This window comes from Iodobacter ciconiae (genome assembly GCF_003952345.1).
GTDB classification, from domain to species: Bacteria; Pseudomonadota; Gammaproteobacteria; order Burkholderiales; family Chitinibacteraceae; genus Iodobacter; species Iodobacter ciconiae.
Map to the genome: position 1 here is coordinate 1,171,726 of NZ_CP034433.1, position 22,151 is coordinate 1,193,876.

The following is a 22,151-nucleotide window of genomic DNA, read 5'->3' on the forward strand; positions in this document are numbered from 1 at the left end:
AATATATGAAATATAAATAGCTGGCTTGAGATGGCTTTTAGAATATTGAAGAAAGAGAAGAAACTGCTACATAATGGTTTTGCAATAATAAGCATTGATATATGGAATTAGACTATGTATTAATCTATTTTAAATAAAAAAGGGTATTGTATGGCCAGGCTCTCTTTTTAAGTAAAGACTAAATGAGCTGGCTAGCTGGTTAAAAAAATGCACAGGTTCCATAAGCAGCTGGGGCAGGCCATATGCAAGTGCTTTAAATAATGAGTGTGGTAAACGTTTATTGCTGTGCAATCTGGGTAGCTCATTCGAGCTGTTGCCCCTTTAAAAAAAACAAATCCGCCCGATACTGATGAACGGGAAAATCCTTATGCTTAAGGCTTGGTTAGGTGCCAAATGAAACTGAGAGGAGATGCCAATTCAAAACTGAAATAGAGTGTTGAATTGGCCTGTGTAGAATTTGGTGATTAGCAGAATGATCACCAAATCGTTTCAACAGCATCTACATGGAAAGAGGCTTTATTAACCCTGAATACGGAATGTGCGAAGGAAGGGGGTGCTTGTTTGCGGCCCAAACCAGCGATTGAAAATTTGCACTGCTTCACCGTTATGTTCTGCTTCAATTAATGCTTCATTAATAAGATTCATCAGGCGTTTTTCACCTAATTTTGTAGCAATTGCGAAGGTTTCTGTTGCACTGGAGTAGTCGGATATCTCGTATAGCGATCTATTTCGCATCTGACTTAATTTGCCGGCTAAAGCAGCTTCGTCATCCATCATTGCATCAATACGGTCCTGTTCAAGAGCATATGCAGCTTCAGGCATGTCAGGAAAGGTTACGATAGTAGCTTTGGGATAAAGCTTATGGGATATGATTTCATCCGTTGTTCCTTTAGATACTCCAATACGGGCGTTCGCAAGGGATTCAGCTGTTTTATAGCGGCCTTTTCGGGATAAGATCTTTTTTGAAGTTACAAAATAGCCCAGGCTGCAACTGACTTCCCGTTCACGTTCCAGCGTTTTGGTAAAGGTTGCAACAAGTACATCAATTTTGCCAGACTTTACAGTACCAATACGGTCTGTCGGGTCCAGGTCTTGTATTTTAAGTTTTACACCCATTTTTCTTGCGATGAGTGCTGCAAAATCAATGTCATAACCTGAAAAGGTACGATTAGCATTTCTGATAGCGAAGGGAGGCTGGTCAGGTAAAGTGCCTACAATCAAAAAACCGCGTGTTTTGATTGTGTCGAGTAAATCGGCATGGGCCATCAGACTGATAGCACTTAATAAACTTGCAATAAATATACGTAACATGAAAAAGCCTTGATTATCGTGAACATTGTCGACGATGATAATTTAAAAATATAAACAGGTAAAATAAAATGATTTATTTATTTTAGATACGGTGTTTTACTGATGGGTGATTTGTCCTTTCTGCTGGGATTTTGTTTATTCTATCCCTTTATTTGCGTGGGAATGAATGTTTATATTTATTGTTACAATATAAAGAATAAATGATTTTGCTCACAGCCTGGTTTTTAGTTATTTTATTTACGGGTATTAATGTATTGGCATTGAATCGGTAATAGTGTTCTGGGGTAAAAAATCAGAGGAAATTAGAAATCTGTGAGGCGGCTGTAACGCATGAAGGGCAGGCAAATTCAAAGAGTAAAGGCTGTGCTGGCAACAGTATAGATGAAACAAAATATATTTTTTTTATGTTTGGCTGTTAATGAAGGCGATTTATTTCTGGCTGGATTATACGCAGGCTAAGCTAAATTACAAAATGACAAGTTACCAATGCATATGATCAATTAATATATTTTGAATGCATTGGTTACATATTGAAATAATTAGGCGGAGTGATAGAAGACGGAGCTTGCTTTGTTTTAGGGGATGTGCTGATGAGCGAGTAAGGGAGCTGGAGCTGCAGGAGAAAAAATAAGTGGCAGACCATTTTTTGATAAAAAATAAAGATCTGCCACTGATTATTGAATCAACTCTTTTAATAAAAAAAGAACTATAGAGTATTGATTTTTTCTTTTTAAAAGAGCAGCTATTAACCTTGAATACGGAATGTACGAGGGAACGGGGTGCTTGTTTGCGGCCCGAACCAGCGATTAAAGATTTTTGTTGCTTCTCCGTTTTGCTCTGATTCAATTAATGATTCATTAATAAGGTTCATCAGGCGTTTTTCACCTAATTTAGTCGCAATCGCAAAGGATTCTGTTGTGATGGCATAATTAGATATCTCGTATAACGATTTATTTGGCATTGCATTTAATCTGCCAACCAAAGCGGCTTCATCAGCCATGAATACATCTATGCGGCTTTGTGCAAGAGCTTGAGAAGCTTCGGGTATGTCGGCAAAGGTTATAATACTGGCTTTAGGATAAAGTTTTCTGGATGTATTTTCACCGGTTCCTCCTTTGGATACACCAATACGGGCATTTGCAAGGGATTCAGCGGTCTGGAACTGGCCTTTTCGGGTTAATACTTTTTGTGCACTTACGAAATAACCCAAGCTGCAACTGACTTCCCGCTCACGCTCCAGCGTTTTAGTAAACGTTGCAACGAGTATATCGACTTTGCCTGATTTTACAGCGCCAATGCGGTCGGCCGGATCCAGGTCTTGTATTTTAAGTTTTACACCTAATTTGTTTGCGATGATGGATGCAAAATCAATGTCATAACCTGAAACAGTATTATTGTTATTTCTTTTTGCAAAAGGAGGATGGTCAGGTAAAGTACCTACAACCAAATATTCTCTTTCCTTTATTGTGTCGATTAAATCGGCATGAGCCATCAGACTGATAGCACTTAATAAACTTGCGATAAACATGCGCAGCATAAAAAAACCTCGGTTACTGTGGATACTGTCGGTAATGATAATTTAAAAAATCGAACGGGTAAATGACAAATAGAACAAGCTTTGTATTTATGATACGGTGTTTTGCTTGTATGGCTTGTTGTTTCTGCTTGATGTTTTGTTTATGTCTGCTTTCGTTATAGATGTGAAGGTTTATATCGCTTCTGTGATGAGTGAATGCTTTGATAACGTGTCGGTGCATTGTTGCTTTGATACAAATAATAAATGAATTTACTCACTGTTTTTTTAACCTGTCTGTTGAGTGGTATCAGTGCGCTGATGGTGAGTAAATAATGATATTATTTTAGATATATAAAAGGGAGTTTATATGGTTTTGAAGCTTAAGTAGATCTGGATTGATCTGCTCAGTTTTTAATCTTAAGTATGCTCTGATTTATTTTCTATTGGGATTTGTTTACAGATTTGAAGGTAAATGGCTTAACCTGATGCTTTTAGTCAATGTTGCTTCTTTAAAAGAGTATTGAAAAAAAAGCATGGTATCTAATCTATAATGGGCCATGCTTGGTGGTTTATATGTTGAAATAGCCAGTTCGAATAGGCCCGCGTATATATTTTAGGCAGATTTTTTTTGAAGTATTTGTCTCTTATCTTTTAATTTTTTAAGGTGCAGATCATGCAAACATTAAATACGCGTTTTGGTGAAATAGAGATTGATCCGGAAACGGTGCTGACTTTTCCGCTGGGCATGCCGGGTTTTGAAGATTGCACTCGCTATAAACTTTTGCACGAAGAGCAGCCTAATCCGCGTGTACGCTGGTTACAGTCTCTTGATGACGCAGATTTAAGTTTTAGCCTGGTGCAGGTAGAGCATCTGGGCTTATCTTATGAAGTGTCTCTTAGCGATGAAGAATGTGCCTTAATTGAGTTGGAGCACGCTGAAGATGCTGTTTTGTTGCTGTTATTATCCCGCCCGTTTGAAGAGGGGCGGGAAATTACAGCAAACACCCAGGCACCGGTGGTACTGAATATCAGGAGCCGTAAGGCCTTACAAAAAGTAGGTATTCGCGCTGATATTGTGTTCCGTAGCTGATTTTTGCCGGGCATTGAGCAGAGTGCCTGGCAGCGTTGTGAATCAAACACTAATAGAATTTCGCAAAAAAACCTTAGTGTTGTTGCGCTGCATTAGGGCTTTGATTTTTAGGGGAATTTGTGAAAAAGCCAGTAGTTTATTTGTGTGCTGACCTGAATAAAGTTGCTATATGAAACAAAGGACTAGCGCGGGCAGGATGAATTCAGGGAATATTCAGACTGCGAGTATCTTGGGTGCTTGCTCGGCTTGCTGTATGATCCACGGATTTTTCGGGCAGCCTATATTTTATAAGGTTGCTTTAGTCGCGCGCAGCAGGAGAGCAGCATGAAAACGACCTTTCTCGATTTCGAGCAGCCAATCGCGGAGCTTGAGAACAAGATCGAAGAATTGCGCTTCGTTCAAGACGATTCCGCCGTTGATATTTCTGTAGAGATTGGCCATCTCGAAAAAAAGAGCCAGGAATTAACAAAAACGATCTATTCAAAACTGGCATCTTGGCAAATTTCGCAGGTGGCTCGCCACCCGCAGCGCCCTTATACCCTGGATTATATTAAGGCGCTGTGCTCTGATTTTGAAGAGTTGCATGGTGATCGCAGCTATGCAGACGATGCGGCAATTATCGGCGGTTTAGCCCGTTTCAATGGTCAGTCGGTAATGGTGATTGGCCATCAAAAGGGTCGGGATACCAAAGACCGGCAGTACCGTAATTTTGGTATGCCGCGCCCCGAAGGCTATCGTAAGGCTTTGCGCCTGATGAAACTGGCAGAAAAATTTAATATCCCGCTGATTACCTTTATTGATACACCGGGTGCATATCCGGGGATTGGTGCGGAAGAGCGCGGGCAATCCGAGGCGATTGGCCGCAATTTGTTCGAGATGGCTAAGCTTAGGGTGCCGGTCATTTGTACGGTGATTGGTGAGGGTGGCTCGGGAGGTGCTTTGGCTATTGCGGTGGGCGATGTGGTGCAGATGTTGCAGTACTCGACCTATTCGGTGATCTCGCCTGAAGGTTGTGCGTCTATTTTGTGGAAAACTGCAGAAAAAGCGCCAGATGCCGCCGAGGCATTGGGTATTACCGCCAATCGCTTAAAAACGCTGGGTATCATTGATAAAGTGATTACCGAGCCTTTGGGCGGCGCTCATCGTGATTATCAGCAGATGATGGCCACTATGAAGAAAAATTTAAGCGACACGTTGAAGGCCCTTCAGTCCAAAACGATTGACGAGCTTCTTGATGCGCGTTTCGAGCGCATGATGAGCTACGGCAAGTTTAAGGAAGAAGCGGTTTCCTGATGCTCAAACACTAGCCATCAATGGCTAAGTGACAAAGGGCGAGCTTGCATGTTTTGGATGGATTTCTTTTTGCAAGCCTGAAAAATGCACAGTCCATTATTTTCATCGTTTAAGTCAGGCTCTTTGCTGGAGCGGGTAGAGCAAAAGCTCTCCCGCTTTTTGCCCCATTCCACCCTGTGCGTGGGTTTGTCGGGTGGTCTTGATTCCGTTGTGTTATTGCATTTGCTGGCTACTTTAAGGCATAGCCAGCTTTTTGTGCTGCGTGCTCTTCATGTTCATCATGGTTTATCGCCCAATGCGGATGCCTGGGCGCAGTTTGCAATGGATTGTGCAGCAAATCTTGGGGTGAAATGCGCGGTAGAGCGGGTCTCTTTGGCTCCTTTTTTGAAGCAGGGCACAGAGGGGGCTGCACGTACTGCGCGTTATGCAGCGTTTGCCCGGCAGGATTGTGACGTCATCCTTTTGGCTCAGCATTGTGATGATCAGGCTGAAACTGTCTTGCTTAATTTGCTGCGGGGCAGTGGTTTGCGTGGTTTGGCGGCTATGCCGGAATATCGGTCTTTAAATCAGAAGATGGGTATTTTACGTCCCTTGCTTGGTGTTGCCCGGGCAGAGCTTGCAGCCTATGCAGCAGAGCAGGGCCTGATCTGGGTTGAGGATGAAAGTAACCATAATCCACGTTATGACCGTAATTTTTTACGTAATGATGTTTTTCCTCGTTTAAATGCAGTCTGGCCAAGCGCAAATAACACATTGGCGAGGGTGGCACGGCATGTAGCAGAGGCTGATGAGTTACTGCTAGAGGTGGCGTGTAGCGATTTTGCTGTTTGTGTGCAGGATAATGTGTTTGATTTATCTGTCGATTTCTCCCCGCTGCGTTTGCGTAATGTGCTGCGTTACTGGCTGGTTCAAAATGGTCTGCAGCTGGATGCCCGCGCATTTGAAGAGCTAATCAGAACGGCGGTTTCTTCTGCTGCAGATGCTCAGCCTGTGCTTATCTGGCGCAAGAGTGCTGTCCGGCGCTATCGGCAGAAACTTTATATTACGCTTGCAGAAATCGAGTTGATCGAGCCGGTTATGTTGCCATGGCAGCCGGAGATAAATTTAAAATCGGGATGCTTGAGCTGGCGTGAGGCCGAGGTGGGAATCGCACTTGAAATATTAAAGGGGGCAGATTTTGAATTGCGCCCACGAGTGGGGGGGGAGTGTCTACGCCTGTTTGTAGGAGGGGCGCGAAAAGCATTGAAACAGCTTTACCAGGACGCAGGAGTGCCTCCCTGGCTAAGGCAGAATATTCCCCTGGTTTATCTGAATGGTGAATTGGCTGCCGTGCCAGGCTTGGGAGTCGATGCGGCTTTTTGTACCAGCGGGCAGGTTGTTGTGCCTTACTGGCGGCCTTCTTTGGGGGGGATTGACTAATCCGGTTTGATTTAAATACCAGATCAGTCAATACGTCAGGTTGCTGCACCTTCGAAAATAATTTTCCAGATGCCGTCTTCCTGTTGCCAGTACTGACGCTTATTCATCTGATTATCTAAATTATTGCTGCGATAGTTTTGTGTAAAGCTGGTGGTGAGGTGCGGACGAGGCCCGCCACTGGCATAGATACTTAAATTATCCAGCTGAATTTTGCTCCAGCTTTTGCTTGCACTTACGCTGGCCTTTTGGCTGCTCCAGCGCGCAAGGTCCTGACCCTCATCGCTTTTAAATTGCTTGGCATAGCGGCTAAGATAGGGCTGAGTCTTGAGTGATTCCCAGTCTTCTCGCCAACCATCAACCATGCTTAAAGCGGCATCCCGCCTGGATTGCCATTCTACTTTAGAAATCCACTCAGCTTTTGGGACGATAACAACCGGTGTCTGGCCTACCTGGATATATTGGGCGATATCCAGCATTTCTTCGTTACTTAGCGCGACGCAACCATCAGATGCCCATGGTGCACGGGCATAGGTATTCGCAGGCACACCGTGCAGCCAAATGCCGGAGCCAGTGCGGCCTTCGCTTTTATCCAGCTCATTTGGAAACGAAATTGGCCAGGCACCTATACCGTACAGGTCTGCGCGTGCACCGCGTGTTTTGTCGAGATAGGGCCTCGATAGGTGATTGTTTACAAAGTAAACCCCCAGTGGGGTGCGTTGATCGCCTTCTCTGAATTTATCCGATCCGAGTTTACCGATGGTTGCATAGTGTTCGGTGACATAAGTAGGCACACCATCCACATTTTTGAATACATAAATGCGTGATGCTTCCGCATCAATCAAAAGAGCATATTGCTGCTGTGGAGCAAATACCAGTAAATGTGCGGGTAGTTGTGTTTGAGGGGCATGAGTGAGGCGGATGCTGATTCGTGCCTGCGCTTCTTTGCGCAGATCTTCTAAGCGAGCCGCTTGTGTGCTGTCTGCACCTGCTCCTATGGTGGTTAGCGGCATAGCACGCATCGCATAGAGATCACCTGATAGCAAGTGAGCTAGCCGGTAATTTGGTTGTTCTTTGAGTAGGGCATCAACAGTGGCTCGTGCATTGGCTAAATTGCCGCTACGGATATGATCAATGGCTGACAAAATTCTTTGTTCAGGCGTGCCCACACTCGCCACCCCTACTTTTTCTTCTAAAAAGCGAGGGGCTGCAGGGGCAGAGGCAATGGGGCGGGCGGGGGGTGCAAGCATCAAAAGAGCGAGCAGGCAAGCGCTACGCTTGCCCCAGATAAACAAACTACTCATACGTAATTAGAAGCCTGTCCGTTCTTCTCGGATCAGCCAGCGGCTGCCCGATTTTTCCAAAATTAAAGTTTTGCCAGTACTACTGGATAGGTGGCTTGCTTTGTAGTGCTGACGAAAGCGTACTTTGGCTGTGCCATTGTCTGCAATGTCAATTTTCATGTCTGATATTTTAACGTTAATTGATTTTGGGCTGCTAATGCGCTGGCGACGCTCTTCGCTCCAGGCACTGAATTTCTGAGTGCCCGGGGTTTTGAAATTATTGCTATAAGCTGCCAGGTAGCCCGCTACATTTTGTTTGCTCCAGGCTTGAGCCCAGCTTCTTACCGCACCGGCAATCTGCGTCTTATCCGCATCAAGTGTGTTCGGTTTTGGAGCCGGTGTCGGGGTGGGGGGGGTGTTGGGCTTTGCTGTTGGGGCAACGGTTGGTGTTACTGTCGGCGCTGTTGTTGGCTTTACAGTAGGAGCAGGGCTTGGCAGTGCTGTTGGCTTGGGCTCGGGTACAGCAGGCTTGCTCGTTAGTGGTGTGGCTTGTGCTGTTTTGACCGGTGCGGAATTTGTTTTGGCTGCGGGGGTGCCAAACAGGCTGCCGACCATTTTTAATTTACCCTGTACTGCCGGATTACTGCCTTCTAGTTGCAATGCTTTGTCGTACGCTTGTGAGGCAAGGCGTGCATATAGATCACCCAGGTTCTCATGGGCTGTTGCATAAGACGGATTGGTTTGTATGGCCATTAGCAGGGCTGCCCGCGCCTTATCCAGCTGGTTTTGCTGTGCATATAATACCGCCAGATTGTTGTAAGGCTCCGGAAGCTGAGGGTTATCTGCCGATAGCTGGGTGAAGGCTTTGATACCTTCTTCAGTTCTGCCCATTTCAGTCAGAATAATTCCGCGTAAAAAGCGGATTGAGGGCTCTTTAGGTGACTTGGCTAAGTATTTATCTGCACGGTCAAGTGCCTGCGGCAATTGTTTGGATTTGAGCAGCTGTTGAATATCCTCGGCATCCCCAGCGTAGGCGCTAAAGGACAGGAAAAGTGGTACAAAGGCTAGGGCAATGCGACGCAGTGTCATATGTGTATCCGAAACAGTTGGTCAGACGCTAAACTGGGGGAGTTTAACAAAAAATGGGCTCTTTTGTCGCAATGAACCTGCCCCTTGCTGTGTTATCTGTCCTGCCTTGGTGATATTGAATGTTTTTATGACGCTTGTGTGATCTGACATCCTAAATTTGTACACGATGGGCTGCCGGACAGGTAAATGGTGCGGTTTAAGTCCCTTTTACAAATATTGATAAATCAAATTTGTTTGATTGTGTTACTTCCGGTTTAGCTCAAAACGATTCAAAAGTGATAAGTTCGCTGGCATTTATTTTCTTAGTCAGGTTTTATATGAATCAGTCTTTTAAACTGGATTTTTGTCGGCTGATTTGTGTTTGTTGATAGCATTTTATTTTATGCTTCGTGCCCTTTCGCATGAGTGCTTTCTTGATGTTTTATAGCAAAGAGTTTGAGGGAAGTTCTGGCCATAATTAAGAAATATCGTATTTTCACCGGTGCGCTTTTGTGTAAGGAGCGTTACACTGAAACGTTTATCTTAGTTTTTTGGGCATCGCCATGCAGATTACTGTCGTCAAACACCCTCTTGTTCAACATAAACTGGCGCTATTGCGTGCGGAGAATGTAAGTACCAACAAGTTTCGCTTACTCACAGAAGAATTGGCACGATTATTGGCTTATGAAGCAACGCGTGATTTACCATTAGAATCAACGATGATTGCGGGTTGGTGCGGTCCTGTCGAAGTGCAGCAGGTTAAGGGCAAAAAACTGACGGTGGTGCCGATTTTGCGAGCAGGGATTGGCATGCTTAATGGAGTGCTGGATCTAGTGCCTTCAGCAAAAATCAGTGTGGTGGGGTTGGCGCGTAATGAAGAAACACTGCAGCCTGAGCCTTATTTTGAAAAATTTGTGGGCAATCTTGAAGATCGGCTGGCGTTGATTATTGATCCGATGCTCGCTACAGGCGGCTCTCTGGTTGCAACGATTGATATGCTCAAGCGTAATGGTTGTAAAGATATTAAAGCGATTGTGATGGTTGCTGCGCCAGAGGGCGTGAAGCTGGTGAATGATGCGCATCCTGATGTAGAAATTGTCGCCGCTTCGCTTGATAGTCATTTAAATGAGCAAGGCTATATTATTCCGGGCCTGGGTGATGCGGGCGATAAGATTTTTGGTACGACAAAGTAATCCGTGTTTCCAGTTTTAAATCATCCCCCTCAAAGAAGGGGGATTTTTATATCTGAGTTATTCCAGGGGCGGGATTTATGTGGTTTGCTTTAAAGCAATTTGTGTCCGGGGCGCAAATACTATTTGTGGCGTTTGGTGCTTTGGTTCTGGTGCCTTTGTTAACGGGTTTAAATCCTGCAATGGCCTTGCTGGGGGCGGGCGTAGGGACTTTGGTGTTTCAGTGGATTACCGGTCGTAAAGTGCCGATTTTTCTTGGCTCTTCTTTTGCCTTTATTGGCCCCATTATTTTTGCTATGCACACCTGGGGGCAGGCTGCTACGCAGTTTGGTTTGTTTGCAGCGGGCTTTATGTATTTTGTGATTGCAGGTCTGATTAAATGGCGTGGTATGGGCTTTATTCATAAGCTATTACCGCCGGTGGTAATTGGTCCTGTGATTATGGTAATTGGTTTGTCTGTTGCAGTGGCCGCTTCTGGTATGGCGATGGGGCTAGGGGGGGCAAGCAGTTGGTGGCTTATGATACCTCCTTGTTTTTGGCGGCCATTTCCCTGGGGACAACCATTGTGGTTTCAGTCTTTGCCGGTGGTATGCTGCGCTTAGTACCAATTTTATCCGGCGTGGTGGTTGGCTATGTAGCAGCGATTTTTCTGGGGGTCATTGATTTTACGGCCATCGTTGCGGCGCCCTGGTTTGCCATGCCGCATTTTGTCAAACCGGAGGTGAATTGGGCTGCGGCTTTATTTATGCTGCCGGTTGCGATTGCACCGACGATCGAGCATATCGGTGCGGTGATGGCTGTGGGGCAGGTCACCGGGGACGATTACACCAAGACACCGGGCTTACATCGCACGCTGGCAGGTGATGGGTTTGGTGTGTGCTTTGCAGGTTTAATTGGTGGCCCACCTATTACGACGTACTCGGAAGTCACAGGCGCGCTGATGATTACGCGTAATTTTAATCCGGTGATTATGACCTGGGCTGCAGTACTGGCGGTGATTCTGGCTTTCTTTGGCAAGTTTAATGCGGTACTTCAGTCAATTCCGCTGCCAGTCATGGGCGGAATTATGGTATTGCTGTTTGGTACGATTGCCAGTATTGGCTTGAAAACGTTGATAGACGCTAAGGTTAACCTGATGGCGCCACGTAATTTAGTGATTGTCTCAGTGGTGCTGACCTGCGGGATAGGTGGCCTGATGTTGAAAATTGGTGATTTTAATCTGGCGGGTGTAGGTTTGGTTAGTGTGCTGGCTATTGCCATTAATTTACTTCTACCTGCTGAGCAAGAGAGTGCTGTTTAGTCAGATGATAGGCGAGTTGTTGCATTCACTCGGACAGAAGTATTAAACACCTGTTTGGACATTTACTGCGAGTGCTTGGAATCAATGATGCTGGGTTTTTAGTAAGGCCGAAGATTGATCTCTATATCGGCGTTTTCTTCCATTTGGGGGAAAGTGTCAAATTGCACTACGCAGTAGATTTTCCAGCCATTCTCGCCTCGTCTGACATGGTAGCAGGTGCCATTTGCCATGGAACGTCGTCTAGTCGTGTTACTGATCAAATGAGTTTAACGGAGGCGAAATGAGCATCAAGATAAAGAACATCTTCGATCTTATAGCTTGCACCCATAAAGCCCTGCTGTTTAAACCAGTTGAGTAGGCCTGCTGTTGCGGGAAGACGTAAATCCATTGTTTCCCAGGCCGTGCCCTGCCCTTGATGGACGGTCATAAAGGGTAAAGCAAACATGGATGAAGTTGCGTGTGGATCTAAGTTTGAATAAGCCTGGTCATATTGTTCAAAAAAGGTTTCTAATTCTTGATTCACTTTTGCAGCTACAGTATTTGGTGTTTTTTCGTTTGTACAATAGGGCTGAAGAACAGCACAACAATTTACTTGTAAACTGATGGTTTTTTTTGATGAACTGAATTTATTTCGGGGCGTGCCATTTGAGATGTGCAGCATTTTTATTGAAGGCTATCGTATCTTTATTGGGACAATCCTTAATTTATACGCTGGGGTTTGGCGTGAATCAGCATGATTGTTTTGCCAGGCATGCTGATTTTGCACATCCAGTCATTAACGCACTTTAATGCCTGTCCAGTATCGGCTGAGTAAGCGCCGCTCTTTCGCATCATATGCACGTAATAAGGTCCACTTGGTAAAGTCTTGTGGTTTAGGGTTAAGTACAGGATGCTGGCTGAGCTCTGGGTCTAAAAAAGGTGTGGCGCTACTGACAGGGCTGATCCCCCCACTGGCTTTTGATTGTGCCGCTGCCGTTTTTCCTTCCAGCAGAAAATCAATAAATTGATGGGCAAGGTCCGGTCTTGGCGCGTCTTTCATGATGGCGACAGTGTCCATCCACCATTCATTACCTTCTTTTTGCGCGGCAAACTCCAGCTGAAATTTACGTTTGGTCTCTTTGACTTCGCGGCGCGCCTGAAATAAATCTGAGCTATTGCCCATTGCCAGCCAGATATTGCCACTGGCAAGTTGACGGCTATAGCTATCGTTATTAAATGCGGCCCAATAGGGCTTTGCCTTGCGAATAACATCGCTGGCTGCGGCTAAATCCTCTTGTTTCCCTGAGTTGGGATCTTTCCCCAAATACATCAATGCTGCGGCAAATAACTCGCGCGAGCTATCTAAAACAGTGACCTTGTTTTTTATTTTTTTGAGTTGTTCAGGGTCGAAAATGGCGGCCCAGCTGCTGGGGTCTACACCTGCTGCTTTCAGTTTTTCTGCGTTATAGCCCAGCAGCGTTACGCCAATCATAAAGGGTTGGTGATAGGTATTGTCGTTGTCGTAGGGCACACGCAAAAAGGCAGGCAGAATATCTTTGCTATGGGGAAGTTTACTTTTATTGAGGGCAAGTAGTTTATTGGGGGCAATGAGCGCGGGCAGAACAAAAGTGGAGGGGAAAATCAGATCATAACCCTTGGCTCCTGCAGCTAGCTTGGCAAGCAGCTCTTCGTTGTCGCCGTAATAGCTTTGCTCGACACGGCATTGGCAGCGCGCTTCAAAGGCTTTGATGGTACTGGCGGGCATGGAGTTGCTCCATACATAAATCGATAATTTGTCGGTCGCATTTGCCCAGGATACATGAAGTAAAAAACCTAAAAATAACCATTTCCACATGGTGTGTGTTTCCTATTGAGTGAGTTTGGGGTTTGGTTAGAGTCTAAATAAGCACTCTTTTATTAAATCGAGTTTAAAAAAGGCGCAAAGATATCATGTAAGTGCTTATTGCCGCATTGTTGAAGCACACGCCCAGATGCCTATCTGCACTTGGTTACGGTAGAATGGGCTGTATCTAAGTATCTACAGAAAACTATTCAGACATGAGTAATGAATCCCCGGTTGTAAGTAATTTTATTCGTAGCACGATTGAGAGCGATCTTGCCAGCGGCAAGCATACCTGCATTCAAACGCGTTTTCCGCCTGAGCCTAATGGTTATTTGCACGTTGGTCATGCCAAATCGATTTGTCTGAATTTTGGAGTCGCTCAGGATTACCAGGGCCAGTGCAATTTGCGCATGGATGACACCAATCCAGAAAAAGAAAACGAAGAATTTGCGCAAGCTATTGCCAGTGATGTGAAATGGCTGGGTTTTGAATGGGCGGGTGAGATTCGGCATGCCGCTGATTACTTTGATCAACTTTATGCTTACGCCGAAGAATTAACCCTGGCGGGCAAGGCCTTTGTGTGTGAGCTGAATGCCGAGCAAATGCGTGAATACCGTGGCAATTTTGAGGTGCCGGGTAAAAACAGCCCTTTCCGTGATCGTTCCATTGAAGAAAATCTGGATTTATTCCGCCGCATGAAAGCGGGTGAATTTGCTGATGGCAGTAAAACGTTGCGCCTTAAAATTGATATGGCTGCGCCAAACTTGAATTTGCGTGATCCGGTGATTTACCGTATCAAGCGTGCGCACCATATCCGTACCGGTGATCAATGGTGTATCTACCCTATGTATGATTACACCCATTGTATTTCTGATGCGCTGGAAGGCATTACCCACAGCCTGTGTACGCTCGAATTTGCTGATCACCGCCCGCTTTACGATTGGGTGCTGGATAATATTACGATTGATTGTCACCCACAGCAGATCGAGTTCTCGCGTCTTGAGCTGCTGTATACCATGACTTCCAAGCGTAAGCTGGCAGCTCTGGTGAACGAAGGCCTGGTGTCAGGCTGGGATGATCCGCGCATGCCGACTGTGATTGGTATGCGTCGCCGCGGTTATACACCTGAAGGCATTAAGTTGTTTGCCCAGCGAGTGGGTGTGTCCAAATCAGAGAACGTGGTTGATCTAAGTATTCTGGAAGGCGCAGTGCGTGAGCAATTGGAAGGCAGCTGCCCGCGCATTATGGCCGTGCTTCGCCCGCTTAAAGTGACGCTGACCAATTACGAAGAAGGCGTTACTGCTGCCCGCACTGCGCCTTACCACCCGCAACATCCGGAGTTTGGCGAGCGCAATGTACCTATCTCGCGCGAGATCTGGGTGGAGCAGGATGATTTTGCCGAAGTGCCGCCGTCAGGCTGGCAACGTCTGACTGTGGGTAGTGAAGTGCGTTTGCGCTACTCCTATGTAATGAAGTGTGATGAAGTCGTTAAAGACGCTGCGGGCAATGTGATTGAACTTAAATGCAGTCTGGATATGGCGACACTGGGGCAAAATCCGGTGGGACGTAAGGTAAAAGGTGTAATTCACTGGCTGTCAGCAGAGCATGCTGTGGCTGCCGAAGTGCGGCTTTATGATCGACTGTTTACGACTGCACGCCCGGATGCAGTACGTGGTGCGGATGGCGAGTATGCAGATTTTCGCCAGTTTATTAACCCTGAGTCACTGGAAGTTGTTACGGCCTATATAGAGCCCGTAGCGCGCGATTTAGCACCAGAAACCCGCTATCAATTCGAGCGTCTGGGTTATTTTGTCACCGATCGCAAAGACCATATTGCCGGTGAAAAAATCGTCTTCAACCGCGCGGTTACACTGAAAGACACGTGGAAAAGCGCAGCGTGAACAAATGGCTGGCCGTAATTTTGCTGGCGGGTAGTAGTGCGGCGTTTGCAGCGACACCTGCTTTACTTTATCAGGGGGATGCAGGGCAGCATCCGGTGCAAGTGGCTTTGGCCTATTTGAAAGATAAAATCAGCAACTCTGCCGGGCAGTTTGAATATCAGCGTTTAGATATCCGGCAGCGCTCGCAAGGGGAGGATTTTTCACGGACTCAAGTGAGCGTCGAAATGAGGGGCTTGATGGATGATAGCGTGGACAGCCAACGCTACCGTCTTAAAATGGCTTTTGTGGATACGGCCTGGGTGATTGTCGAGCAGCAACAAGATCACAGCTGTCGCCGTGGTGTTAAGGGTTATACCAAACAGCTTTGCCGTTAAGCTTATGAATGGTATGCGTTATCTCTGTGGATGATTTGTTTCATCCCGCTTTTCAGCAAATAGCCCGGGATAAGGGGCTATTTGCTTAAAAAGGAAAGTTACTTAATGAGTCAATTACAAAACGATACTTTTTTGCGTGCACTATGTCGTGAGCCTGTGCCCTACACACCGGTCTGGCTGATGCGCCAGGCCGGGCGTTATTTGCCCGAGTACTGCGCTACCCGCAAAGTGGCCGGATCTTTTTTGCAGCTGTGCAAAAATACTGAGCTTGCCACCGAAGTGACCTTGCAGCCGCTGGAGCGCTATCCGCTTGATGCTGCAATTTTATTCAGCGATATCCTGACCGTGCCTGATGCCATGGGCCTGGGTTTGTATTTTGCAGAAGGGGAAGGCCCGAAGTTTGAGCGGCCACTGCGGGACGAGCGCGATATTCTGGCGCTGACCGTGCCAGATGTAGGCACTGAGCTGCGTTATGTGACCGATGCGGTGTCATCTATCCGTAAGGCTTTAAATGGCCGTGTACCCCTGATCGGTTTCTCGGGCAGTCCGTTCACTCTTGCTTGCTATATGATCGAAGGCGCAGGCTCTGCAACATTTAGCCGTGTTAAAACCATGCTTTATGATCGGCCTGATCTCTTGCACCATATCCTGGATGTGAATGCCCGCACTGTGATTGATTATCTGAATGCGCAAATTGAAGCAGGCGCTCAGGCAGTGCAGATTTTTGATACCTGGGGAGGTGCTTTGGCCTATGGCAAGTATCAGGAATTTTCGCTCAATTATATGAAGCAGGTGATTGCCGGCCTTAAGCGTGAGCATGACGGGCGTAAAGTGCCGGTGATTGTGTTTACCAAGGGTGGTGGTCTGTGGCTGGAAGATATCGCTAATAGTGGTTGCGATGCAGTAGGGCTGGATTGGACTGTTGATCTGGCTGATGCACGTCGCCGTATCGGTGATAAAGTGGCTTTGCAGGGTAATTTTGATCCGAATGCGTTGTTTGCCAATCCCGCTGCAATCGAGTCTGAAGTTGATCGCTTACTGGCAAGTTTTGGTGAAGGAGAGGGACATGTATTTAATCTGGGCCATGGTATTTCACAATTTACTAACCCTGATCATGTAACCACTCTGGTGGATAGTGTGCATAATCTATCTCAAAAATATCATCAAATTCACAAGTAAAACAAGGGCTTATATTCTTTGTTTTCTCATGATTTTTAAATATAAGCCCGAGTTATACACAACGTGCATGATTACTAAGTGCGACTTGTCAAGTATTAAAGATAAATTAATTGTTTGTTGCGTGTTTTTGTAACTCATTGATTTTAAAGTAATTAATTTAAAGTTCAAAAAATAGGCAAGCTAAGCATATCCCCGATTTTATTGGGGTTTGTGCACTTATCTTCAGTTAATCCACAAAGTTATCCACATAATCTGTGGGTAGTCTTGTTTTGCTTATATCTGCAGGGCGTTTATGACCGGAGTATTAAAAAAATGCTGCTACGTTTCAGTGGCGCTCGATGTTCCGCTTACACGCCTTTTTGAATACCGCTGCATTGAAGCGTCTTTGCCAAAGATCGGGGCGCGGGTGATTGTGCCCTTCGGCCCGCGCCGCTTGGCGGGGGTGGTACTGGGGGTGGCGAGTGAAACGCAGTTTGATAGCAGCAAAATACGCCCGGTCGTTGCTTTGCCCAATGATATGCCGCCCTTGCCTGAGGATGTACTGGCGCTTGGCCGTTTTTGTGCCGAGTATTACGGCCATCCCTTAGGGCAAGTTCTGGCCACTGCGCTGCCGGTTGCGCTGCGCCAGCCTAAGGTCTTTGTGCCGCCAGAGCCCAGTGGCGTTTATCAAGCCACCGATTTAAATGCCTTATTACAAAGCTTGTCTGCCCGCGCGACGGCCCAAAAACAATTGGCCCTGATGCTGGCGCAGCCTATGGCACGTGCCGAGTTGGCCGCGGCATCTCCCAGTGCGAGTAAATGGCTGAAGAATTGGATGGAAGCGGGCTGGGTGGCTTTTACAGAAACGTTGCCTGATGTGATTCCCTTGCCCGCAGGGGCTGCCGAGGCGAATGCCGAGCAGGCCGCAGCCATTGCCGCGATTGATGGCAGCCATGCTGCTTTTGCTGCCTTTTTGCTGTTTGGAATTACCGGTAGTGGCAAGACCGAAGTCTATTTGCAAACCATCGCCGCTTGCCTTGCACGAGGACAGCAAGCTTTGGTGCTGGTGCCGGAGATCAACCTGACGCCTCAATTGGAAGCGCGTTTCAGAGCGCGCTTTCCCACGGCCCGCATTGTGGCCTTGCATAGTGGCCTCAGTGATAAAGAAAGGGTGCTCAATTGGCTGTCTGCCAGCCGGGGCGAGGCGCATATTGTGCTTGGCACGCGTCTGGCTGTGTTTACACCTATGCCGCGCTTGGGAATGATCGTGGTGGATGAAGAACACGACGCCTCGTTTAAGCAGCAAGAAGGCCTGCGCTATTCGGCGCGTGATGCCGCTGTGTATCGGGCGCATCAGCGGCAAGTGCCGATTGTGCTCGGCTCGGCCACACCGGCACTGGAAACCTGGCACAACGCCCGTTCGGGGCGCTATCGCCTGATTACTTTGCAACACCGCGCTGTGGGCGGCGCAATGCCCCCTATAATCGAAATTATTCCCATGCATCGCGCCAAGGTGGTGGAAGGTCTGCATCAGGCTACTTTAAACATCATGCGTGACCATTTGGCGGCGGGTCAGCAGGTGCTGGTGTTTATTAACCGTCGCGGCTATGCGCCGGTGCTCTCTTGCGGTGAATGCGGCTGGCTGGGTGAATGTAAGCGCTGTTCGGCCAAGCTGGTGCTGCATTTAAAAGAGCGCCGTTTGCGCTGCCATCACTGCGGTGACGAGCAAATGATTCCGACGGCTTGCCCGGATTGCGGTAATCAGGATATACGTCCGCTTGGGCAGGGAACACAGCGGATTGAAGCCGCTTTAGAAACATTGTTCCCTGATGCCAAAATCTTACGTATCGATAGAGACAATACAAGGCGCAAAGGTAGCCTGCAGGAAATGCTGCGCCAGGTAAGTGCGGGCGAGGCCAATTTGCTGGTGGGCACGCAAATGATGGCCAAGGGGCATGATTTTCCGGCGCTTAATCTGGTGGTGGTATTAAATGCTGATGCGGGTTTGTTCAGTGTCGATTTTCGCGGAGAAGAGCGTATGTATGCCCAGCTCTTGCAAGTAGCTGGGCGTGCGGGGCGGGCAGGCACGCAAGGGCGGGTGCTGATTCAGACCGGCTATCATGATCACCCGTTTTATGGTCAGTTGCTGGCGCAGGATTATGCGGCCTTTGCGGATGCTCAGCTGGATGAGCGTCGTAGCATGCAGCTGCCGCCTTTTGCAGCTTATGCACTATTACGTGCCGAGGCAGAAGAGGGAGCGCTGGCTAAGGCATTTTTGCAGCAATTGCAAGCTCTGCTTGCTGATGCGGCAGGCGTACAGATGTTTGATCCGATTGCTGCCACCATGCAGCGTAAGGCAGGGATGGAGCGCTGGCAGCTGCTGGTGATGAGTGACACACGTCATCCCTTGGTGAACGCCTTAAAACGGATTGCGCCCATGCTGGAGGTCCGCAATAATAAAGTACGCTGCATTCTGGATGTAGATCCGATTGAGATGTAGTCGTGAAACTAAAACACAGAAAGCCATGTATTTATGTCGGTTTTTTTAAGGCAAAAAAAAGCCTTCCATCGCTGGAAGGCTTTTGCATTGGCCAGGGCACTAGTGAATGCCGCCGCTGGCCTGAAAGTGTTTCTCCAGTTTGTTTACACCTGCAGCCATCAGCAGGGTAAGAATCAGGTAGAGGAACGAGATGGTGAGGTAAGGCTCCCAGTAGCGAGAATACGCACCAGCGACTGTTCTGGCGGCGTAAGCCAGCTCGGCTAAACCAATGGCAGATACCAGCGAGCTGTCTTTGAGCAGCATAATGGCTTCATTGCCTAGTGGTGGCAGCATGCGTCGGAAGGCTTGCGGGATAATCACAAAACGCATGGTTTGCCAGTAATTCATACCCAGGGAGCGGGATGCTTCAAATTGGCCTTTGGCTATCGACTGAATCCCTGCACGGAAGATCTCGGTGATATAAGCGCCGGCATTCAGGGTGAGCGCCACAAGGCCAGACATAAATGCGCCGTAGTCCTGGCGAAGTGTGGAGGCCAGATCCCCACTGATAAGCAGGCCATCAGAGGGATGCACTAGCATTGGCATGACGGCAAAGTGGGTGAGTAGAATTTGCACAAATAAAGGCGTGCCGCGGAAAAATGTGACATAGGCAGAAGAGGGCCAGCGGACTAAAAAGCGGACCGGGTATTTCCATAGGCCGTGTTTGACGTCGGCAAGGCGGGCCATTCCCGCAAATAAGCCAATTAATGTACCAAAGACAACCGCAATCAGGGTAATGCCGATGGTCATCTTCATGCCATCAATAAAGAGTGAGCGATATTCCCAGACAACTTGTAATTGAAAATTAGAAAGAATGGGAACGGCTGTTTGTATTTGTTGCCAAAATGTAATGAAATCCATTGTCATGCCATATTCATGGTTACGGAATAAAAAAACGCAAGCCCAGCAGGCTTGCGCATCTGAAAGAGATTAATGCGATTTTAAAGGATTAAGCTTAACTACCGAAGTATTTCTTATGGATTTTGTCGTAAGTACCATCAGCTTTAATTGCAGCGATACCTTTGTTTAGTTTTTCTAATAGTTCTTTATTACCTTTCTTTACAGCGAATCCATAGTATTCTTTTGCGAAAGTTACATCGTCAATGGTTTTGAGACTTGATGATTTATTATTAGTCATGAAATTAATAACGACGCCATTGTCGGCAACGACAGCATCTACACCGCCATTTAGTAATTCTTTAAGGGCTAGTGGCGTAGATTCAAAGCGTTTGATATTCGAGCTGGTTTTGCCGAGTAGCTTTTGAACGACTTCATCACCGGTTGTACCCGTTTGAACGCCTACTTTTTTTTCTTTCAATGCCGTAAAGTTGCTTATGGTGCTTTTTTTGCCAATTGCAATTAGTTGCTTGGCTTCAAAATATGGATCAGAAAAATCCATGCTTTGTTTGCGTTCCGGTGTAATGGTGACGGCAGAGACGACTAAATCACGATCACCAGAGCTAAGCGTCGCAAAAATACCTTCCCAGGGGGTATTGTGTAGCTGAATGTCTATACCTGCTTTGAGTGCAACTGCTTTAATGATGTCTATGTCAAAACCGACAATTTCTTTTTTCTCATTTACAGATTCAAACGGTGCATAAGCGGCATCGGTGGCAACCTGGTAAGCTTTTGCAGCATATGCAGGAGTAACGAGCAGCGTGGTACTGGCGAGCAATAGAATTATATTTTTTTTGCTGAACATGTTGTATCTCCGCTTTGGGGGGGGGACCGATTCTCTGGCTTTAAGCATTCGGTAAAGCAAGACTAAGTGCTGCCCTATGATTTGAATATCAGGCTAATCCCGCATTTTAAACACAAAGTTTTTTTTGATTAAATAGAAATACTTGTTGGGTGCCAGGTTATTGAATTAACAGGCTTAATGCGAGATGTTGCATTAAAAAAACCGGCAAATATACCGGTTTTTTTAATGTCATAATCATTTTACTGAGCAGGTTTTAGCCCATCATTTCTTCCATGCCACAGGTGAGGTCTTTAATTTCAATAAGCTGAGCATTCAAGGTCTCAATATCAAGGGCCAGAGCGTCGAGTGATAATGCGGGCAGGCTGGCGGCCAGTTTCTGTACGTCTGCGCTGTTTTTTTCATTTTGGGTCAGTAGCAAGGCAAGGTGCAACAGATGGCTTAATTTGGAGCTGGGCTGTTGATCATTTGGTATATTTTGGTATTTAACAGCCATTTGAATTTCAATCGGGAAATTCCAGCGGCGGGCAAGCTCTTCCCCCACCATAACATAATCAAAGCCAATATTATTAGTTTCCAGCGCTACACGATCTGCAGCGCCATTTTCTACATATTGATCAATTTTTGCTGCTAATTCGGGTGCCACGATATGAATAAGCATTTCGCCAATACTGTGAATCATGCCAGTGGTAAAGGCGATTTCACCATTATATTTGGCATGCTTGGAAAGCCATTTAGCCAGCGTGGCCACGCGCAGACTATGTTTCCAAAAACGCTTACGATCAAAGCCAGGGGTTGTAATAAATGCGCCTGTAACACCGGAGGCAACTACTAAGGTTCGGACAGTGTTAAACCCAAGGACAACTACTGCTTCGTTTACAGATGCAATTTGTCTGGATGCGCCAAAGTGGGCGGAGTTAGCCAGGCGAAGTACTTTTGCGGTAATAACCTGGTCGAGCGAAATTTTTTTTGCAATGGTCTCGATATCAATATCATCTTTGCTAAAGCTATCAATGAGTTCTTGAACAACCTTGGGTATAGTCGGCAGCTTGTGCGTTTGTTCGAAAACTTCTTCAAGTTTCATGGTGTTACTCTCCCGTATTGCGTGCATTTCTATGCGAATGCCGTTTTTATCCTAGTTCAAGGCAGGGCTATCCGCTAGCGAATCCAAGACTGTCGTTTAATAAAAAG

The 22,151-nt window shown here is 46.6% G+C and carries 17 protein-coding genes and 1 pseudogene; 9 read left to right on the plus strand and 9 right to left on the minus strand.

Annotated elements, in window-relative coordinates:
- Nucleotides 1-519: 519 nt before the first annotated feature.
- Nucleotides 520-1,311, minus strand: coding sequence for a transporter substrate-binding domain-containing protein (locus EJO50_RS05180; RefSeq protein ID WP_125972121.1), 792 nt, complete (start codon nt 1,309-1,311; stop codon nt 520-522).
- Nucleotides 1,312-2,056: 745 nt separating this feature from the next.
- Nucleotides 2,057-2,848, minus strand: a complete 792-nt coding sequence (locus EJO50_RS05185; RefSeq protein WP_125972123.1) for a transporter substrate-binding domain-containing protein — start codon at nt 2,846-2,848, stop codon at nt 2,057-2,059.
- Nucleotides 2,849-3,500: 652 nt separating this feature from the next.
- Here EJO50_RS05185 and fliW point away from each other — a divergent pair.
- From fliW to tilS, 3 genes are all read left to right on the plus strand, one after another.
- Complete coding sequence (fliW, locus tag EJO50_RS05190; RefSeq protein WP_125972125.1) at nt 3,501-3,917, plus strand: flagellar assembly protein FliW; 417 nt, start codon at nt 3,501-3,503, stop codon at nt 3,915-3,917.
- Nucleotides 3,918-4,241: 324 nt separating this feature from the next.
- Nucleotides 4,242-5,210 carry an acetyl-CoA carboxylase carboxyltransferase subunit alpha gene (locus tag EJO50_RS05195; protein WP_125972126.1) on the plus strand — a complete coding sequence of 323 codons (969 nt, stop codon included), beginning with the start codon at nt 4,242-4,244 and terminating at the stop codon, nt 5,208-5,210.
- Nucleotides 5,211-5,294: 84 nt separating this feature from the next.
- The gene (gene tilS, locus EJO50_RS05200; protein ID WP_125972128.1) at nt 5,295-6,629 is read left to right on the plus strand and encodes a tRNA lysidine(34) synthetase TilS; all 1,335 of its coding nucleotides are present in this window, start codon (nt 5,295-5,297) and stop codon (nt 6,627-6,629) included.
- Between the two features lie 35 nt (nt 6,630-6,664).
- Here tilS and EJO50_RS05205 read toward each other — a convergent pair whose 3' ends face one another.
- Nucleotides 6,665-7,930: a L,D-transpeptidase family protein gene (locus EJO50_RS05205; protein WP_125972130.1), complete on the minus strand. Its 1,266-nt coding sequence runs from the start codon at nt 7,928-7,930 to the stop codon at nt 6,665-6,667.
- A gap of 6 nt (nt 7,931-7,936) precedes the next feature.
- Nucleotides 7,937-8,998, minus strand: a complete 1,062-nt coding sequence (locus tag EJO50_RS05210) for a L,D-transpeptidase Cds6 family protein (RefSeq protein ID WP_125972132.1) — start codon at nt 8,996-8,998, stop codon at nt 7,937-7,939.
- Nucleotides 8,999-9,540: 542 nt separating this feature from the next.
- Between EJO50_RS05210 and upp the strand changes: the two genes are divergently transcribed.
- Nucleotides 9,541-10,170: a uracil phosphoribosyltransferase gene (gene upp, locus EJO50_RS05215; RefSeq protein ID WP_125972134.1), complete on the plus strand. Its 630-nt coding sequence runs from the start codon at nt 9,541-9,543 to the stop codon at nt 10,168-10,170.
- A 77-nt stretch (nt 10,171-10,247) separates the two neighbouring features.
- A pseudogene (locus tag EJO50_RS05220) lies at nt 10,248-11,467 on the plus strand (uracil-xanthine permease family protein).
- 256 nt (nt 11,468-11,723) lie between these two features.
- Here the strand turns inward: EJO50_RS05220 and EJO50_RS05225 are convergent.
- Both EJO50_RS05225 and EJO50_RS05230 read right to left on the minus strand, forming a co-directional pair.
- Nucleotides 11,724-12,128, minus strand: coding sequence for a hypothetical protein (locus EJO50_RS05225; RefSeq protein WP_125972136.1), 405 nt, complete (start codon nt 12,126-12,128; stop codon nt 11,724-11,726).
- A 114-nt stretch (nt 12,129-12,242) separates the two neighbouring features.
- Nucleotides 12,243-13,301 carry an ABC transporter substrate-binding protein gene (locus tag EJO50_RS05230; protein ID WP_125972138.1) on the minus strand — a complete coding sequence of 353 codons (1,059 nt, stop codon included), beginning with the start codon at nt 13,299-13,301 and terminating at the stop codon, nt 12,243-12,245.
- A 203-nt stretch (nt 13,302-13,504) separates the two neighbouring features.
- Here EJO50_RS05230 and EJO50_RS05235 point away from each other — a divergent pair, with 203 nt between their 5' ends.
- The 4 genes from EJO50_RS05235 to EJO50_RS05250 all read left to right on the plus strand — a co-directional run bounded on the left by EJO50_RS05235 (nt 13,505) and on the right by EJO50_RS05250 (nt 19,222).
- Nucleotides 13,505-15,190, plus strand: coding sequence for a glutamine--tRNA ligase/YqeY domain fusion protein (locus tag EJO50_RS05235; protein WP_125972140.1), 1,686 nt, complete (start codon nt 13,505-13,507; stop codon nt 15,188-15,190).
- Nucleotides 15,187-15,564, plus strand: coding sequence for a hypothetical protein (locus EJO50_RS05240; protein ID WP_125972142.1), 378 nt, complete (start codon nt 15,187-15,189; stop codon nt 15,562-15,564). The genes EJO50_RS05235 and EJO50_RS05240 overlap by 4 nt, the downstream gene beginning before the upstream one ends.
- Nucleotides 15,565-15,669: 105 nt before the next feature.
- Entirely contained in the window at nt 15,670-16,743 is a 1,074-nt protein-coding gene (gene hemE / locus EJO50_RS05245) for a uroporphyrinogen decarboxylase (RefSeq protein WP_125972144.1), read from the plus strand.
- A gap of 292 nt (nt 16,744-17,035) precedes the next feature.
- Nucleotides 17,036-19,222: a primosomal protein N' gene (locus EJO50_RS05250; RefSeq protein ID WP_125972146.1), complete on the plus strand. Its 2,187-nt coding sequence runs from the start codon at nt 17,036-17,038 to the stop codon at nt 19,220-19,222.
- A 99-nt stretch (nt 19,223-19,321) separates the two neighbouring features.
- On the opposite strand, the gene EJO50_RS05255 is transcribed toward EJO50_RS05250, so the two are convergent.
- From EJO50_RS05255 to EJO50_RS05265, 3 genes are all read right to left on the minus strand, one after another.
- The gene (locus tag EJO50_RS05255) at nt 19,322-20,122 is read right to left on the minus strand and encodes an amino acid ABC transporter permease (RefSeq protein WP_125972148.1); all 801 of its coding nucleotides are present in this window, start codon (nt 20,120-20,122) and stop codon (nt 19,322-19,324) included.
- Nucleotides 20,123-20,216: 94 nt separating this feature from the next.
- Complete coding sequence (locus EJO50_RS05260; protein WP_125972150.1) at nt 20,217-20,963, minus strand: basic amino acid ABC transporter substrate-binding protein; 747 nt, start codon at nt 20,961-20,963, stop codon at nt 20,217-20,219.
- A gap of 253 nt (nt 20,964-21,216) precedes the next feature.
- Nucleotides 21,217-22,044: an HDOD domain-containing protein gene (locus tag EJO50_RS05265; RefSeq protein WP_164521435.1), complete on the minus strand. Its 828-nt coding sequence runs from the start codon at nt 22,042-22,044 to the stop codon at nt 21,217-21,219.
- Nucleotides 22,045-22,151 lie beyond the last annotated feature (107 nt).